We start from the raw sequence: 16,803 nt of genomic DNA, 5'->3' as shown, positions 1-16,803 counted from the left end.
TGTTTTCCTTAAGTTTAGTTATTGCGGCAGCAATTCCTCGCTGCCGATTATATTTTTATATTTAGAATTTTATGTAGGAGTACTCAGAGTTAGCGCTTCATATCTTTTTCAGATGAACAATCAAGGCTGACTCCGGGTCTAGAATCGGTAAGGTCAATCCAATTTCCTTGAGGTTATCGCCACTCAGGGTTAACGTTTTGTCGAGCCATTGGGGGCGTTGTTTCATCAACTGGAAACTGGTTTTTGGCATGTCCACTAACTTCACTTGATACATCGCGTTGTCTTCCACGCAGCTAATACGAAGTGGCGAAGGCAGAGCATATTCAGGCATCGCTAATTGGCACACGGTGATCAGCATTTCATCGTCATTTTCAACGCCATAAATGTTCTGATTTTTGTCCGAAGGATCCATTCGGAAACTACGGCCAGAATGCAAAACATGACGAAATTGCTTGTGCAGTGAAATGTAATGTGAGAATGCTTGTTTCTCTTCAGGTGACTCTTTAACAGGGTCAAGCTCAACCCCCATATGCCCCATGAGTGCGGTTACACCACGCATATTGATGCTATGACGACGGTTGGTTGAGTGGCATTCAGCTGGGCCGATGTGCGCCCCCATCACTTCTGGTGGGAAGAAGTAACTCATGCCTTTCTGAATGGCTTGGCGCTCTAAGGCATCATTACAATCTGATGCCCAGAAACGATGGGTTCGTTTTAGAATTTCAAAATCGATACGACCACCACCTGAAGAGCAAGATTCAATCTCGACTTCTGGGTGCGCTCGATTTAACTCATCAACAAGACGGTATAGCGCTTTAGTCTGACCATGCACCGCAGCTTTACCTTGATGCCCAGGTTGAACCAACTCTCGGTTCATGTCCCACTTAAGGTAAGTGATGTTGTATCGAGTCAAAAGCGCATTGAGGCGTTCATACAAATAGTTAAAACACGCTTCATTTTGTAGGTCTAACACGTACTGCCAACGACCAGATGGTTGATGATACCCTTGTAAACCAAGCACCCAATCCGGATGGTTTCGATAAAGATTAGAATCTTGACTTACCATCTCAGGTTCAACCCAAAGGCCAAACTCCATACCCTGTTGGTTTACATGTTCAATCACAGGTTCTAAGCCATTTGGATATTTCACCTCATCCAAATACCAGTCGCCCAGTGCGGTACGTTCACCATCACGGCCCACAAACCAACCATCATCAATAATGAAACGTTCAACGCCCATCACGCCCGCTTCCGTTGCCATCTTCATGATGTAGTCAGGCTTGTGATCAAAATAGATCCCTTCCCATGTATTCAAGTGAACGGGACGAGGTTTATCAGTTGGAAATTGAATAATATTGTCGCGAACAAATTGCTGAAAACGCTGAGCAATACCGTTCAAGCCAGAATTGCTGTAACAGCCATAGAGCCAAGGTGTCTGATAAGTAGCCTCTGGTTCTAGAATCGATTCACCCGCTAGCAATAACTCTCCCGCTTGAACAAAGCGGCGGCCATCACTACGAACATCCGCGCGCATTTGGTGGTTACCGCTCCAACCCAAATGAAATCCCCACACCAAACCGCTCTGCTCTGAGAACCCTTGAGTGCCTGCAAACATGCCAGGGAAGTTTTCATGTGAAGTACGACCGCGACGGTTCTCTTGCATGAAGCCGCCGTGTTCAAAACGCTGACGTTGCGTTTGAAATTCATGACACCAACGGCCATGGAACGTCATGAGTTCGTTGGCATGATTCGGCAATGGCAACGTAGAAGAAAGCTTATTCAGGTAGTATTTATTGCTGCCTTTATTGGTGACGGTTACACGCTTTTGGACGACGTCAGATTCGAAATCCAGTTTGATCTCAACCTTAAGATCCAGTTGAGCAACCTTGTCTTCAAGGAAAAAACTCACTTCTTGATCGTGAGCATCGTAACGAACGGTCTTAAAGACGGGAGCCCAATCACGCCCTTCTCGATGACCTTCAATGCCAGGAGCGTTAAAATGCCCACTGCCTAACTCAGGGCAAAGAGAAAGTGGCACATCCACATCAAGTCGAGCTTGAGAAATCGGTCTCTCTGTCGAAAGCAGAAGATCTTCATCAATACTTGCGATCTTTGCTCCCCAATGCAAAACCTCTGGAACGCGCCCTGATTTAATGATCAAACTATGATTTTTACTCTTTAAATGAATAAACTCGTTCATTACTAATCTCTACTGTTTTCGTAAACATAATATAGAAATAATAGTGAACCCATCACGTCAAATTAGTATCCAACATCGACAAAATCGTGATGTAAATTGGCTTTAACATTCAAAAAATTTGCACAAGATCGACTGTTTCCGGAAACATTTCTAATGTTTTAAAAGACATTTATTTGAGAGTGAGCAGAGTTTAGTTTGGTAAATTTCGGTAGGCTTATTTCACTCTAAAATATTCGATGAGCAGACCGATGAGTATCACCTTTAAAGACGTAGCAAAACTGGCAGGGGTATCCACCCAAACGGTATCTCGAGTAACCAATGGCTCACAAGACGTCGCGGAATCCACCCGCAACAAGGTTAACGCCGCCATAAAGCAACTTGGTTATGTACCCAATAAAGGTGCTCAAATGCTCAGTCGAGCCAAGTCCACCAGCGTTGGTTTAGTCACTCTCGATATGGCACTGCATGGCGCAGCAATGATCGCAAATGGCGTACGAATGCAGGCTCATGATATGAGTTATGGCGTCGCTTTCTCTGTTGTTTCCGAGCCCAATCTCGCGAATACCCGTGAGGCAATCCGAGAATTGATGGCTCAACAGGTCGACAGCATTATTCTAAACGTGCCTTTAAAGAGCGCCGATGCAGAATTGTTAGTGGAACAATATCAGCACCTTAACCTAATCTTCATTGATGTCCCTTCTAACAGCCAAGTGAACTATGTTTGTGGTGATCATGCGGAAGGAGCAAAACTGGCGGCTCAACATCTACTTGAGAGCGGACGAACGGACTTCCTGTTGATCACTGGTCCGAACGAATCCAGCGCCTCAAAGATTCGTCACCAAAGTTGGTTAGCCGCGTTATCAGATGCAGAGAGTAAGGTGCAGTATCAATATCAAGGAAACTGGCAAGCAGAAAGTGGTTATCTTGGCGTTCGAGAAGCTGTCGCTAAACAAGCCGTATTTGATGCCGTGTTAGTGGCAAGTGATCAGATGGCATTGGGGGCTTTACGTGCACTGCAAGAACTGCTGATACCTGTCCCTGATAAGGTTGCGGTCGTCGGCTTTGATGGAATCGAGGACAGTGCGTTTTTTAATCCACCATTGACCACCATCAAACAAGACTTCACCACGATTGGTCGACAAGCTGTGATACTTGCAGAGAAGCTCAACGCCAACTCACAAGATGCTTTACTGCAACAACATATCGAAACTGCATTACTCCCAAGAGAAAGCAGTCAACCTAAGGTGACGGCTCACTATGAAAAACAAGAGATCGAGCAATTGCTAAAAAGGATTCAGACCCTTTTGCCAGAATCGAGATAAAAGAAAAAGCGCTAGGGGGAGCTAGCGCTTTAAGACCAACTAAGTCCGTTTAGCCTGGTAGTTTTTTAAGCTATATCATGAGGATATAACCAATTTTTTTACTTAGGTAAATCAAAAAGCCTATTCTTTACGACTGCTTTGAGTCGTAAGTTAAGTATAGTCGGGTTATGAAAAATGGAAGGCTTTATTTCGTTTATTTTTACCTTAGACACAAGGTTGAAAAGTAGAAAACCAGCTCAAATGAACTAACCTTTAATCATGATAGGAAACCTTGATGAAGGGCTATATGGATTCAGAGACGACCACCGCCAAACCCACTCCTCAAAAAGAACAATCAAACTTATTGTCGTCTTTACTTCATGAATTCAGAAGAAACAAACTGATTTTGTATTATGTCGTTTTCATAGCGATCTTAACCTTATACGTAACTTCGTATGCTCCCCACAAAATGAAATATGATATTTATAGTTATCTCAATGCTTTGATGACAATTTGTTATGTCACTTTTATTGCTTGGGCTACTTATTACTACTTCTCTTTACTTTTTAAACGTGAAAAAAGGCCAACAATACAGTTCTTAAGAAAAATAAAGTCACTATTATTCCCTGTATCAAAACCCATTTTTTTTGTTCTTTTGATGCTTTCTTTAAATGTGTCATTTTCCAGCTACACATTCATTAAGTCCGCAATACCTTATTTCAACCCATACGCATTAGATCTTGATTTCTATCTTATTGATAAATGGCTTCACTTTGGAGTTTCACCTTGGGAGATTACACATTATATATTCCCTAGTGCTTTATGTTCCTTAGCTATCAACATATTGTACAACTTGTGGTTCTTCGTCATGTGGGGAATGCTGTTGTTCTTTATTATCTATAGAGGAAGTACCCTTTTACGTAATCAATTTTTACTGACATTCCTGATCTCATGGCTTTTAATTGGCAACGCCGCCGCTACACTGCTTTCCTCTGTTGGACCTACATTCTTTCATCATTTCAACGACCAGAATCTGTATATTGAATTAATGCACAGGTTAAACATTCAAAACTTAGAATTACAAGAGTTAGGTGCTTTTCCCCTATGGGCACTTTCGACTCAAGATATGCTCTGGGATAGCTATATTTCTGGTAAAACAAGTAGAGGAACAGGAATCTCAGCCATGCCTAGCATGCATGTAACCATATCCGTTCTGATTGCGATGACATCATTCAAATTGAATAAGAAACTCGGTTACATAGCGTGGATTTACGCCTTCTTTATTCAGGTTGGGTCGGTGCATTTGGCATGGCATTACGCTATTGACGGTTATGTGGGTGCAATACTGGTTGTATCTCTCTGGCACTTGATCGGTTACTTACTCCGAAGGAACATGCCCTCAATTACTCGGCAGTAATAACAATCTCAACAGCTTGAGAAATCACTTTTCTCAAGTGAGTGTTCTTGTCGTCTAATTGCTTTCCCTTACGATAAACAAGCTGTATATCGAAGTCTGGAACTTCTATCGGCGGAGCAACCGCTATCAATGAGCTATCGACATTAGGGGCGTTTCTAGCGACTAGCTTAGGCACAATACACAATAGCTTTCTGCCACTGATCAATCGCTTTACGGTTAAGAAGTTGCTCGATGCGATTGCTACTTTTCTGGTGTAGCCCAATTCAGACAATTTACTATCAACTGCCGTTTTTAAGGCACCACTAGGAGACACTAAGGCGTGCTCCACAGAGACAAATGATTGTAATGACATAGGCAACTCAACATCCAAAACGGATGCATCAAGCAAGCAAACATGTTGCTCGGTATAGAGATGTTCAATGCCATATAGCTTAGGCACTTCACCAAAGCTGCCTATCGCAATGTCTAGCTTAGCCTCTTCAAATACCTGCTGGTAATTGGTTCGATTAACGTTAAGAAATGCAACTTGAGAGTTTGGCGAAGCTTGTTTAATAAAATCGAAGATCATTGGGCCAAACATCTGTTCCGCGTAATCGGTAAGTCCGATCTTCCAGCTGCCTTTATAACTATCAACTTCGAACCTTTTGGACAACAGAACTTCAGATTGAATAGTATTAAGCAACGCATCGACGGTGCTTGATAATTCAATCGCTCGTTCGGTCGCTTCCATCTTGCTACCAACTCGTTCAAATAAAGGATCATCAAACAGCTTTCTCAGTCTTTGTAAGCTATGACTCATCGCTGATTGGCTGACAAAACAACGCTCAGCCGCTTTGCTCACACTGTTCGTTTTATACAGTGCCTGTAGTGCAATCAATAAGTTAAGATCAATTCCTTTCCAGTTAAAGTCAGCCATAAACCAATCCCATATCATTCATAGTTATAATTAAAATAATTAATTTGAATCATAGTCCAACTCCACCTAAATTACGCTAAACATTTATCTGGAATCGATCATGCTTTCAATTTTTAAAACCTTTTTCTGGCTTGGCTGGATTAGCTTTGGTGGACCAGCGGCACATATTGGCTACTTCCGTAAAACCTTTGTTGAGAAACTGAATTGGTTATCCGACGAAGAGTACGGGCAAATTGTCGCCCTCAGTCAATTTCTGCCGGGTCCAGGCTCAAGTCAGGTTGGCTTCGCGGTTGGTTACAAAAAAGGTGGCTTAACCGGTGCGATTGCCGCATTTGTAGGCTTCACCTCCCCTTCTGTCATCCTAATGTTGATATTGGCCTTAGTGAGCAACCAGTTGTTGGAAGCACCTCTTTTCATTTCAATCATCCACGGACTCAAGCTACTCGCGGTCGTGGTTGTAGCTGACGCCACTTTCGGCATGTACAAAAACTTTTGCCAATCAAAGATGGCAACAGCATTGTGTGTGATCACCGCGATTGTTCTACTTTTAGTTCCAGGAATCTGGCCGCAAATCTTCGTACTTCTGTTTGCAGCTATCATTGGCAGTAAGTTCTTAACCTCGCAAGACTTAAAAACAGCGCCTTCGACTCATAAGATATCCATAACACCGCTAGTGATTTTTGTAGCACTACTGGTTGGTTTACCTCTGTTCAGTGCATATTCTCAAGGCATCGAAGTATTTGGGTTATTTTACCAAGCAGGCAGCTTAGTCTTCGGTGGCGGTCACGTGGTTCTTCCGTTGCTACAGAATGGTATTGGCGACCAACTGTCTCAAGATACTTTCCTAACAGGCTATGCCGCTGCACAAGCGGTTCCTGGCCCAATGTTTACATTAGCTACTTACCTTGGTTATGTGTTAATGCCATCGGCACCGATTACAGGTGCACTGCTCGCAACAATTGCCGTGTTCTTACCGGGCTTCTTATTGCTACTGAGTGTACTGAAGAACTGGCAGGCAATTGCGAGTAAACCTTTGGTGGCTGGTGCTCTTACCGGTGTGAATGCTGCAGTTGTTGGTCTATTACTTGCAGCTCTATACCAACCGATCTTCACAAGCGCAGTGAGCAGCGGCATAGACTTCGCTCTGATCATTGTTGGCGTGTGGTTATTGAAAACAATGAAGATGCCGATTGTAGGTTTAGTTGGTACCTTTATCGCAGCTGGTGCGATGCTTAACTATTTATAATTAAGTACTTAGATACCCAACTTTAGATACAAAACTGAGTTACAAATATTAGCCCCTGATAAGGAAACTCATCAGGGGCTAATTCATTTTCGTTATTTACCATAAGAAGAATAACTCTTCATAGAACAACACTATATTGGTGTGCTCGCCTTCATTTCTCTGACCTCTGCTAAGGCACGATTTAGGTTTTCATTGGCGATTTTGTAATACGAAGGTTTTTTGTCGATGGCTTGTTGAAGGTAAGGAATCGCTTCATCAGGTCGTCCCTGAATAATTAAAAAGTAACCGACATTATTCAGAGCTTCCGGCGCATCCATATGACGCATAAACACATTTATGGCTTTTTTCACATCACCTGATGCTAAATAAATAAGTGCAAGGTTGTTTTGAGCTTTCTCATTGTTAGGTTCGATCTCTAAAGCAGAACGCGTGTATTGGTACGCTTCCTTGTAGTTGCCGTACATGTAATGGGAATAACCCATGTTCAGTAGAGCCTTCACTGAAGTCTTATCGATAGTGAGAGACTTTTTAAAATATTCTTGGGCTATCTGATGTTTACCATCTACATCTTCCAAGACTCCGATTCCCATGTAAGCCAAAGCAGGAGACATACTGTCAACTTTCAAACCTGCCACTTCACTTTGACTTAACGCTTGGTAGTTTTTAATCGTTTCACTGCTTTTCAAACGAACTTGGTCGGCGTTGATCGCTTTAAAGAAGTAACTTCGACCTTCATCTGTACGGCGTTGTTTGGTATATAAAACACCTAACTGCTCTAATACTTCAGTATGTGCAGGGTTAAAATCTAATGCAGCCAAATACGCTTTTTCAGCGAGAGCGTAATTACCTCTAGATGAGTGAATTCGACCAATCGTAAATAGCGTTTTGTCATGAAACTCTTGTTCAGGAAAAGACAGAGATCGGATGTACTCATAGAGAGCTAAATCGATGTTGTTGTCTCTCAAAGCGACATCACCACGCATAATTGCTTCTTTTTCACTGACGGGTGGATCGTCACTGGTTAGGGTGTCAATTGGCTTACCCGAATACAATTCGGCATCAAACTGATTAGTTGGCTCATCAGAAGAGGCGCACCCGAGAATCAATAGCGGTAGTAAAAGTAAAACCATTCTGTTCATTCGCATCATAAACTCGCTCCTGGAGATGTCAGTGCATCCATTACAATCATCATTCCGGGGCCAAGAGCAACGATAAAGAAGCAAGGCCAAATGAACAACAACATGGGAAATAGCATTTTGGTGGGGATTTTTGCTGCAATTTCTTCCGCAGCTTGTTGGCGTTTGTCTCGAAAATCTTCGGTATAGTCACGCAAGGTTTGAGCTAAACTTCCCCCCATTCTCGAAGCATGCGAGAGCAAAGAAACAAGGCCATCTAGTTCGTGAAGACCAGTTCGCTCAACAAGTTGACTCAAGGAGTCAGGCATGGTGACACCAGCTTGAATTTTAGCGAAAACCGTATCAAGTTCATCAGCCAATTCAGGTTGAGAAATGTAAAGTTCAGAAGCGACACGCCCTAAGGCTGCGTTAAAACCTAACCCAGATTCAGTACAAACCACCAACAGATCAAGAGCGTCTGGTATACCATTTCTAATTTTTCTTTGACGTTCTTTTTGAAATCTAGACAACATGTAATTAGGTAAAAAAGTACCAATGAAAATACAGGTAATAACTAACAAACCATTGTAACTATCGCCTATAGATAAGTAGTACACGGTAAACGCACACACTATACCTATTAGAGTAGATAAAACCTTTATCGCATAAAACATCGATAGCGCACTTTTGTCATGGTACCCAGCATGCATTAACTTTTCTGAATACGTTTCGTTGTCCTTTTTGTTCCCTCGCCCAATGAATGGCGTCAACGACTCCAAGGTATTAGTGAAGTCGTAAGGTTTACGACTACTCGACTGACTGCTTCCTGAAATCTGCTTTAGTTTTTTATCCAATGGGGAACGAGTACCAACAAAAATAAAACCAAGGGTAAGAGTCAGTAACATAGTGGTCAGCAAAATCATTCCGTACAGCAGAGTTTGACTACTGATACCGAACTCAGAGAGTGTTTGTTTCCATACTTCTAAATCAAAGAATTCCATAATCTATATCTCGATATTTATTATTTTTCTTATCCACAACGCCCCAATAGCCAACAAAATCACGCCGACACTGACCATAGATATACCTCTAGGATCGCTGTACAAAGGCTCGATGTATTCAGGGTTTACGAATTTAAGACCGAAAAATAGGGCGAAAGGAGAAAGCGTCAGTATCCAAGCAGAAAGTCGACTCTCAGCAGAAAGCGTTTTAATTTTTCTTTCTAACTTAAAGCGGGCTCTTAATACTTCAGATACTTTTTGTAGATTCTCGGAGAGGTTGCCCCCCGTTTCTTTCTGCAACATAACCGCACTTGAGAAAGCCAACATCGATACCGTCGGCACTCTTTCCGACATTTGTAAAATAGCGAGCCTTAAGTCATAACCATAGTTCAGTAAGTTATAGGTATTCTTAAACTCAACCCCAATAGGCTCTGGCATCTCTTCGCCAACCTCATTGAAAGACTGAACTAATGGTTGGCCGGCTTGTAAGGCCCTTCTGATAATATCCAAGGCCTCTGGTAGCTGTTCTTCAAAGCGTGCCATTCTGTAAGTCACTCGGTTTTGTACAAACAGATAAGCGATGACCCAAACAAAGACAAAAGCGGCAACACAAATGAACCACACCTGATTGAAAACCAAAGCAATCAAAGCCAATAACGTTCCGCACAAAAATACGATTAATAAGAAGCGGCTTAATGTGAGCTTGAGGCCTGCTAACTCAAGCATGCGTTTTAGATCGGCAAAGAAAGGTATAACAATCAACTTTCGGTCGAGTGGTGATAACTCTTTGTTGTAATGTTCTTTTAAGAGAGACAAGCTCTCTTCATCAATATTTCTTTGCGTCTCTTTTAAGCGACGAGATAACTCTTTGTGCTTGGCTTTTTTACCGGCAGCGGGCAATAACAAGGCTTGTGAAATAAACAACACTGCGACAAACAATAGGGCCAACGATACCGTTACGTTATCCATAATCGGCTCCTCAACTATGAGATTCGGTAAAGAGTTCAAACGGCAAGTCAAGACCACGCTTAACTAACTGGTCGTGAGACTGAGGAACCACACCGGTTGCAGTGTAATAACCTAAGATATTGCCATTCTCGTCTATACCTTGACGCTGGAAGTGGAAGATCTCAGACATAGTGATAACCTCTCCTTCCATCCCGTTGATCTCTTGGATACTTACCATCCGACGCTTACCGTCTTCTTGTCTCTCCATTTGAACCACCAAATGAATAGCAGAAGCAATCTGCGCTCTGAGATTTTTCGTTGAAATATTCCACCCCGCCATCGAGAACATATTCTCAACACGGCTTAGAGCATCACGAGGTGTATTCGCGTGAATCGTGGCAAGTGAACCATCATGACCCGTGTTCATTGCCGCTAACATATCGACAGCTTCGCTACCACGCACCTCCCCGACCACAATACGGTCAGGTCGCATACGCAAAGTGTTTTTTACCAGCTCTCGCTGACTAATCTCACCTTTACCCTCAAGGTTTGCTGGGCGTGTTTCTAAACGAATCACGTGTGGCTGTTGCAGTTGTAACTCTGCGGAATCTTCTATGGTAATAATCCGTTTATCTCTAGGAATAAACCCAGAAAAAATATTCAACGTCGTCGTTTTCCCTGAACCTGTACCACCAGAAATAAGGATATTGAGCTCACCCTTTACTGCAGCTTCAATGAACTTTGCCATTTGTGGAGAGGCTGACTTGTATTCCAGAAGATTATCCATGGTTAGGCTGTCTACCGAAAAACGTCGTATAGAAACGGAAGGGCCATCTAAGGCCAAAGGGGGAATAATGGCATTCACTCGTGAACCATCAACTAATCGAGCATCCACCATCGGCGACGCTTCATCAATCCGGCGTCCAACCTGACTAACGATACGATCAATAATGTTTCTTAAGTGACGATCATCTAAAAACGTATACGGTGTTTTTTCTAATTTGCCTCGGCGTTCGACATAAACACTTTTAGGTCCGTTGACCAAAATATCGGACACCGTTTTATCGGCTAATAATGGTTCAAGTGGACCAAGGCCGAATACTTCATCTTCAATTTGCTTGATGACTCGCTTACGCCCCTCAGCACTTAATGCGTGGCTTTGGTCATCCGCCATTAACTGAACGATCGCTTCATGAAGGTCTACTTTGGCGCGCTCTTTATCCAAACTAGAAAGTAGCCCCAAATCTAATGTTTCAAGTAGCTGTTTATGAAAGTAGTGTTTAATCGACAGTTCCTGCTCTAAGACTTTTTTCGCCTCATTCATCGACTTCTCTTGCTCTTCACTCGCCTCTAAACTCTTAGCTTCATGAGATACGTTAGCTACTTTCTGAATGAGGGGCGATACAACGCCGTCTTCCTCTTGGGAAAACTGTTCTACTTTCTTTTCAAACTCCGGATTAATATTTTTTCGTTTAAAGAACATAACGATCCCTCATATATGCTGTAACAAACGTGTTATGAAAATATTTTTTTAAGCCAACCTTTCTCTTCTTGTTCTGGCGGAGAAAGGATATGGGACAAATCAATAATCGACCGTGTAATCGAGCTCTTTTTCTTCGATTCAACCAACGGCAAACCTAAATTGGCGCTCTCAAGAGCCACCTTAAAATCATTAGGCATTAAATGGATGTCATGCTTTCCAACGGTTTGTTCTATGTCTGTTAGCTTGATGGTTTGTCGCTTTTCATAACGATTCACAATGATCTCGATTGAGTCCTGCTGCAACCCGTACTCAAACTTGAGCGTTCGAATTAATCGATTACTATTTTTAACCGAAACCAAGGTTTGTTGAGCAACAAGTAACACCTTAGTCGCAGGAGAGATAGCCGATGCGAAGATATGATCCAACCCTCGAGAAAAATCGATAATAATGTAGCGATAGAAGCGACGTAATACGGGCAGTAACTTCCCGATTTTCTGAGCATGTTCATAATCATCTGCGTTATTTTCATGCTTGAAACTTAAAACGTGTAGCCCTGATGTGTGCTTATTCACCAAGCTACTCAAAGACATCTCATCCAAATCATTGGAGTTATCGATGGCATCAGAAATACTGTAGGTAGGCGTGATATTCAAATACTCAGGAATAACACCAAACTGGAGGTCAATATCGAGCAACAGCACCTCATTCGGGTGGTAACTTGCTATTTCTACGGCTGTATTGAGCGCTAAGGTTGTCGCCCCCATACCACCTTTAGTGTTGATAAATAAGAACACTTCTCCGTAGCTCGAGTTTTCGATTTTCTCTGCCGCTGTTTTCTTTAGTAAGGGGAGAAGACCAGAAATCGATATATCGTGAGACAGAAAATCCGAAGCACCGAGTCTTAGCGCTATTTTTAATGACCCATTGTCACTTTCATCACCAAACACAACCAAAGATAAATCATGCTCTTCTAACTGCAGATTGTAGCTTTGCAAATCCACCATTTTCTGAGCCCAGCCACCGCTTGCTTCAACAAAAATCAAATCTGGGGCATCAATATTTTTCACATACTCTTCAGTCATACCTAACAAAGAAAAAGACTCAATATGCACGTTTCGACAACGTTTCAATTGCTGTCTCATATGAGCATGAAAATTCTCATTGTTATAAATCAGCCATACATTCAAGTTAGTTTTAAGGCGAATCGCATCGTCTTCATTAGGTAAAATATCAATTGCTTCGCCCATGCTACTCACCCTGTATTTGTTTCGGACATCTTGTCCTAGTATTTGAATTCGCTCTTATCACACCTAAGTTCTCAGACGGTAAAATTGTCTCAAATGCAGGTGCAGCCAAAAAACCATTCGTTCCTAAAAAGCTTAGGTTACTGATCAGTTGAATGCCATAACCTGTCGCTCTTGCTCGTACAAACTTAATCGCACTCAGGTTTGCTTCCAGATCAGAAGTAATCTCAGCGCCTGCAGCATCCAAATACGCAACCTCCAAATTACTATCACTAAAGCCTAATATGGGTATATCTTCTACAACAACCCCTGCAATATTATCGCGATCCAACACGTAACAAACGGTGGCTAATCTTGCTGCTTTTCTTGTCGCTTCGTTCACTATTTGCAGGGAAAATACATAAGCCCCCAAGGCGACAATCAAAAAAATCAGCAAGAATATCAACCAAGAAACAATCGTAAACTCAATGATGGCTAAACCGTTTTGTTTCTTGATTAACTTCATCAGAAAACCCTCATCACGGACGATACGCTCAAAGGAACCGATAAACTTTCCGATGAAAATGGGATAGATAAAAAGTGCGGAACATAGTTGTAATTAACCGTTACTCGCACGTAACTATCACCAGAAGGAGGGGTAATTGTCACATCAGAAGTGACAAGGCTCGAGAGTATTGCAGTACCGACTGTATTCTTCCCATAAACCACTATATTTTGAATTTCTGCAGTAGGCGCTACTGTTCCACCTTGCGTTCCATAAACCTCAGTAACCGCATAACGGGCCCCATTTTGAACAGATTTGGAGATGATGTTGTAGTGGATTAAAATGTTTCCCAGCTCAAGAACCAACACCAAGAAAAAGAGTAACACCGGTGTCGCAATCATCATTTCAATCGCAGCAAAACCTTGCTGTTTTTTGAATTTACTATTCATAACTACGACCCCTCTCCATCAGGATCCTTATACAACACAATCGTATATGGACCTTCAGTGGATGACTCTGAGCCACTAGCGCCACCAGCGACACTGCAAGAGTGTATAAATTCACCAAACACAGCAGGCGTGCCAGAATTGTTTGTTGGCGCTTTTTGCAATAAGAAGAAACACCCTATTTTCTCTACAGTAAAAGTGGTTACTCCACCACTTTTCCCTGAACAGTCGACCATAGGAATTGGGAGGATACGTCGCCATGCAGTGCCATCGGAAACGCAACCAGAACCGTTATTTGCAATGCATGCGTTTGTAGCGGCCTCATATTGCGCATAGGTATAAGAACCATCAAAGTCTATATCGCCCGTTTTGCTGTCTATCGTAATTTTAGAACTAGGTTCTGTTGTTACGTAATCGGAAGGATAATCTGAACTCGCCAATCCTCCACCGTAATCACCAAAACGAGTGTTCAGCCCTTGACCTGTGGGGCCAACCGTTCCTCCGGGCTTAGTTGTGACATCATCGCCAATCGCAACTGAGTAATCATAGTATCCAGCCAAAGCTTCTCTAACTGTGCTCCCTCCAGATCCAAAGTCCAGCAAGTGGTAGTTACCATTCCCCATCTGAGACAGCTTTTTGTCCCCGACTTTAAGCGCCTGAACACTACCGACTTCATAACCAAATACGTTGGTAATTTCCGCGCCAGTAGTATCGTGATAGCCATCTTCATTTACATCATTATCTGAGGTTCCATCACCAATACACACTCCAATCGGTACAATGTTGTTTACGACTTGTTGACCAGAACTTGGCCCTGCAACAGCGGTTGCAGATACACTTTTGGCCAAGCCAAACATCTGAATAAAGAATTCATCCATATCCAATGAACTGACATTGACTCGCACATAAACATCATCGTCAGCGCCGAACGTTGCCACTCCAACAAAATCTTGCGGATCATTCGAGTACTCTACGGTTACTACTGCAGTCGAAAAATCAAATTCATGATTGCCAGAAGACCCCGCCATTGCATTTAATGTTGATGTAACTTCTGTTGATACCGCAGTCTGATTTTTGCTGTTATCTAAAATCGTCGCTGCTGCTAAAGCCGCTGAATCAACCGCATTCTGTAGGCGAGTTTTATTCACTAGCATATGATTTATATCCACCGCTAAGGCAGATACGGCTAGGAAAACTAACAGCGCAATGGTCACAAATATGACCACCAATCCGCCCTGTTTTTTAGGCATTCTTGATACTTGATACAACATAAAGTACCTCCAAACTAATTAAAGCTCTTTAAAACCTGGCTGCTACTTCCGGAGAGTTCTTCATCACCTTTACCTACATACTTATCGTACCCAGCTTGCATGCGCTCTCCGGTACCATCAGGTAAAACCTGCAAGTTCTCTTGAGTCGCATTAGGGTTATACGTTTGTTCTGCTTGCAGCTTAGCAACCGACTGACCCAAAGGTGCGTCATTCGCGCAACCCGCTAATAGAATGACGAGAAAGACCATCATTGTTCTAATCATATCTATCTCCTTATAAATCATGACCAAATGAACCTTCACTGCCACCATCAGTTGGCGCGATTCCTTTGTCTGAATTTGTATTGCTGCTGTCTTCAGAATCAGAAGGCTCAGCAATGTAAGCACTTCTACCTAATAAGTAATATTCCAGGTCATTAGGATCTACAAAGGCATCAGTTGGCAGCGCGATTTTACTTCTATCCACCGGTTTGGCGAGTCGAGGTGTGACAAGAATAACAAGCTCGGTTTCACCCGATATGTATTCCTGACTATTGAAAAGCTGACCTAAAATCGGCACATCACCAATACCCGGCATTTTGTTACTGACATCTCGTACATTCTCACTCAACAACCCTGCGATACCGATAGTTTGGCCATCAGCAAGCTCAAGCGTAGAAGATGCACTTCGACGTGTGATTGGTGGGATAAAATAAGTCGCATTCGTAGAACCAGGATCGATAGTCAATGAACTGCTGTTAGCTATCTCACTCACATCAACCGCTAGGTTAAGATTGATTTTTTTATCGCTGAGTACGGTAGGTATGAATTTCAACCCGACACCGTATTCCTTGTACTCAATGGTAATTCCATCATCGTCGGGAACAGGAATAGGAAACTCACCACCCGCTAGAAACTCAGCTTTTGAGCCACTCAATGCGGTTAAGTTTGGCTCAGCTAATACCTTAGCCACGCCGTTTTGCTTCGCGACATCAAGAGCAAAAGTAAACAAGGTATTACTATCGATGAAAGAACCTAAAATCCCGTAATCGGTAGAGGTTGGGATATCGAAAATTGGCGTTGCGCCCAATACACCAGCAGGGACTGATGAAGCGCCCCACGAAAAGTTAGAACCACTGGTTTGGAAGAAATGGAAGTTAGCATCGAACTTTCTCACTAAGCTTCGCTGAACCTCGGCGACCGTCACTTCAAGCATAACTTGTTGTGCGCCACCAATAGACATCAAGTTGATCACACCCGTTGCGGCTGCTTGCTCACTACCACTCTCTTTAGCATCATCCGCTGCTTGTCCTGCCGCATAAGTTTCGGCAATTCGCATCGCTACATTCATTTTTTGTTGATTACTGATTTGCCCACTTAACAGCAAACGGTTTTGCGCACTATGAACCTCAATCGTCTCATCTGGAAGAAACTCGTATAGCTTTGACTTTAAGCTATTAAGATCATGGGTAACTTCGATGTTAATCGACTCAATCAACTGACCTCGCGAATCCCAAGCCATCAAATTTGTCGCCCCTAATTTTTTACCAATTAAGAACAACTCATTAGATTTCAAAATCACAATATCTAAGACTTCAGGATCACCAAGAGAAACCTTCGCCGCTTTTCCCGACAGCACCACATGCGTAGATTTGTGATGTGGAACCGTGACCGTTTTTCCCGTCTGCAGTGCAGCAACACTGGCTGCCGAAAAACAAATCAGGCTAAAAACACACGCTAATAATATTTTCAT

General features: G+C 42.6%; 15 protein-coding genes. 3 read left to right on the top strand and 12 right to left on the bottom strand.

Annotated features, from left to right (window positions below):
* Positions 1-97: 97 nt before the first annotated feature.
* Positions 98-2,200 carry an alpha-galactosidase gene (locus OW495_RS12675; RefSeq protein ID WP_289886837.1) on the bottom strand — a complete coding sequence of 701 codons (2,103 nt, stop codon included), beginning with the start codon at positions 2,198-2,200 and terminating at the stop codon, positions 98-100.
* 248 nt (positions 2,201-2,448) lie between these two features.
* Here OW495_RS12675 and OW495_RS12670 point away from each other — a divergent pair, with 248 nt between their 5' ends.
* On the top strand, positions 2,449-3,522 hold the full coding sequence (locus OW495_RS12670) for a LacI family DNA-binding transcriptional regulator (RefSeq protein ID WP_289886836.1): 1,074 nt from the start codon (positions 2,449-2,451) through the stop codon (positions 3,520-3,522).
* A 274-nt stretch (positions 3,523-3,796) separates the two neighbouring features.
* Entirely contained in the window at positions 3,797-4,918 is a 1,122-nt protein-coding gene (locus OW495_RS12665) for a phosphatase PAP2 family protein (protein ID WP_289886835.1), read from the top strand.
* Here OW495_RS12665 and OW495_RS12660 read toward each other — a convergent pair.
* A complete protein-coding gene (locus tag OW495_RS12660) occupies positions 4,905-5,834 on the bottom strand; it encodes a LysR family transcriptional regulator (RefSeq protein ID WP_289886834.1) in 930 nt (309 codons plus the stop codon). The two genes, OW495_RS12665 and OW495_RS12660, sit on opposite strands and share 14 nt — an antisense overlap.
* A 100-nt stretch (positions 5,835-5,934) precedes the next feature.
* Between OW495_RS12660 and chrA the strand changes: the two genes are divergently transcribed.
* Positions 5,935-7,080: a chromate efflux transporter gene (gene chrA, locus OW495_RS12655; protein ID WP_289886832.1), complete on the top strand. Its 1,146-nt coding sequence runs from the start codon at positions 5,935-5,937 to the stop codon at positions 7,078-7,080.
* A gap of 131 nt (positions 7,081-7,211) precedes the next feature.
* Here chrA and OW495_RS12650 read toward each other — a convergent pair whose 3' ends face one another.
* From OW495_RS12650 to OW495_RS12605, 10 genes are read right to left on the bottom strand one after another with little or no spacing between them, the layout of a single operon-like run.
* Positions 7,212-8,228: a tetratricopeptide repeat protein gene (locus OW495_RS12650; protein ID WP_102513062.1), complete on the bottom strand. Its 1,017-nt coding sequence runs from the start codon at positions 8,226-8,228 to the stop codon at positions 7,212-7,214.
* The gene (locus tag OW495_RS12645; protein WP_102513061.1) at positions 8,225-9,196 is read right to left on the bottom strand and encodes a type II secretion system F family protein; all 972 of its coding nucleotides are present in this window, start codon (positions 9,194-9,196) and stop codon (positions 8,225-8,227) included. The genes OW495_RS12650 and OW495_RS12645 overlap by 4 nt, the downstream gene beginning before the upstream one ends.
* Before the next feature lie 3 nt (positions 9,197-9,199).
* A complete protein-coding gene (locus OW495_RS12640; RefSeq protein WP_099165258.1) occupies positions 9,200-10,165 on the bottom strand; it encodes a type II secretion system F family protein in 966 nt (321 codons plus the stop codon).
* 10 nt (positions 10,166-10,175) lie between these two features.
* Entirely contained in the window at positions 10,176-11,627 is a 1,452-nt protein-coding gene (locus OW495_RS12635; protein ID WP_065110857.1) for an ATPase, T2SS/T4P/T4SS family, read from the bottom strand.
* Positions 11,628-11,659: 32 nt separating this feature from the next.
* On the bottom strand, positions 11,660-12,874 hold the full coding sequence (locus tag OW495_RS12630; protein WP_102513060.1) for an AAA family ATPase: 1,215 nt from the start codon (positions 12,872-12,874) through the stop codon (positions 11,660-11,662).
* A gap of 1 nt (position 12,875) precedes the next feature.
* Complete coding sequence (locus OW495_RS12625) at positions 12,876-13,376, bottom strand: TadE family protein (protein ID WP_017076274.1); 501 nt, start codon at positions 13,374-13,376, stop codon at positions 12,876-12,878.
* Complete coding sequence (locus tag OW495_RS12620; protein ID WP_065110856.1) at positions 13,376-13,804, bottom strand: TadE/TadG family type IV pilus assembly protein; 429 nt, start codon at positions 13,802-13,804, stop codon at positions 13,376-13,378. The genes OW495_RS12625 and OW495_RS12620 overlap by 1 nt, the downstream gene beginning before the upstream one ends.
* A 2-nt stretch (positions 13,805-13,806) precedes the next feature.
* Positions 13,807-15,072 (bottom strand): Tad domain-containing protein, encoded by a 1,266-nt coding sequence (locus OW495_RS12615; RefSeq protein ID WP_102513059.1) that lies wholly within the window; start codon positions 15,070-15,072, stop codon positions 13,807-13,809.
* A 14-nt stretch (positions 15,073-15,086) separates the two neighbouring features.
* On the bottom strand, positions 15,087-15,356 hold the full coding sequence (locus OW495_RS12610; RefSeq protein ID WP_029225220.1) for a hypothetical protein: 270 nt from the start codon (positions 15,354-15,356) through the stop codon (positions 15,087-15,089).
* On the bottom strand, positions 15,346-16,803 hold the full coding sequence (locus OW495_RS12605; RefSeq protein WP_102513058.1) for a type II and III secretion system protein family protein: 1,458 nt from the start codon (positions 16,801-16,803) through the stop codon (positions 15,346-15,348). The genes OW495_RS12610 and OW495_RS12605 overlap by 11 nt, the downstream gene beginning before the upstream one ends.

Source organism: Vibrio sp. 14N.309.X.WAT.E.F5 (assembly GCF_030397615.1).
GTDB classification, from domain to species: domain Bacteria; phylum Pseudomonadota; class Gammaproteobacteria; order Enterobacterales; family Vibrionaceae; genus Vibrio; species Vibrio lentus.
This window is presented reverse-complemented; position numbering and strand designations above follow the sequence as displayed.

Coding starts and splice junctions, on each gene's coding strand:
- OW495_RS12675 (WP_289886837.1), bottom strand. CDS start 2,200: ATGAACGAGTTTATTCATTTAAAGAGTAAAAATCATAGTTTGATCATT.
- OW495_RS12670 (WP_289886836.1), top strand. CDS start 2,449: ATGAGTATCACCTTTAAAGACGTAGCAAAACTGGCAGGGGTATCCACC.
- OW495_RS12665 (WP_289886835.1), top strand. CDS start 3,797: ATGAAGGGCTATATGGATTCAGAGACGACCACCGCCAAACCCACTCCT.
- OW495_RS12660 (WP_289886834.1), bottom strand. CDS start 5,834: ATGGCTGACTTTAACTGGAAAGGAATTGATCTTAACTTATTGATTGCA.
- chrA (WP_289886832.1), top strand. CDS start 5,935: ATGCTTTCAATTTTTAAAACCTTTTTCTGGCTTGGCTGGATTAGCTTT.
- OW495_RS12650 (WP_102513062.1), bottom strand. CDS start 8,228: ATGATGCGAATGAACAGAATGGTTTTACTTTTACTACCGCTATTGATT.
- OW495_RS12645 (WP_102513061.1), bottom strand. CDS start 9,196: ATGGAATTCTTTGATTTAGAAGTATGGAAACAAACACTCTCTGAGTTC.
- OW495_RS12640 (WP_099165258.1), bottom strand. CDS start 10,165: ATGGATAACGTAACGGTATCGTTGGCCCTATTGTTTGTCGCAGTGTTG.
- OW495_RS12635 (WP_065110857.1), bottom strand. CDS start 11,627: ATGTTCTTTAAACGAAAAAATATTAATCCGGAGTTTGAAAAGAAAGTA.
- OW495_RS12630 (WP_102513060.1), bottom strand. CDS start 12,874: ATGGGCGAAGCAATTGATATTTTACCTAATGAAGACGATGCGATTCGC.
- OW495_RS12625 (WP_017076274.1), bottom strand. CDS start 13,376: ATGAAGTTAATCAAGAAACAAAACGGTTTAGCCATCATTGAGTTTACG.
- OW495_RS12620 (WP_065110856.1), bottom strand. CDS start 13,804: ATGAATAGTAAATTCAAAAAACAGCAAGGTTTTGCTGCGATTGAAATG.
- OW495_RS12615 (WP_102513059.1), bottom strand. CDS start 15,072: ATGTTGTATCAAGTATCAAGAATGCCTAAAAAACAGGGCGGATTGGTG.
- OW495_RS12610 (WP_029225220.1), bottom strand. CDS start 15,356: ATGATTTATAAGGAGATAGATATGATTAGAACAATGATGGTCTTTCTC.
- OW495_RS12605 (WP_102513058.1), bottom strand. CDS start 16,803: ATGAAAATATTATTAGCGTGTGTTTTTAGCCTGATTTGTTTTTCGGCA.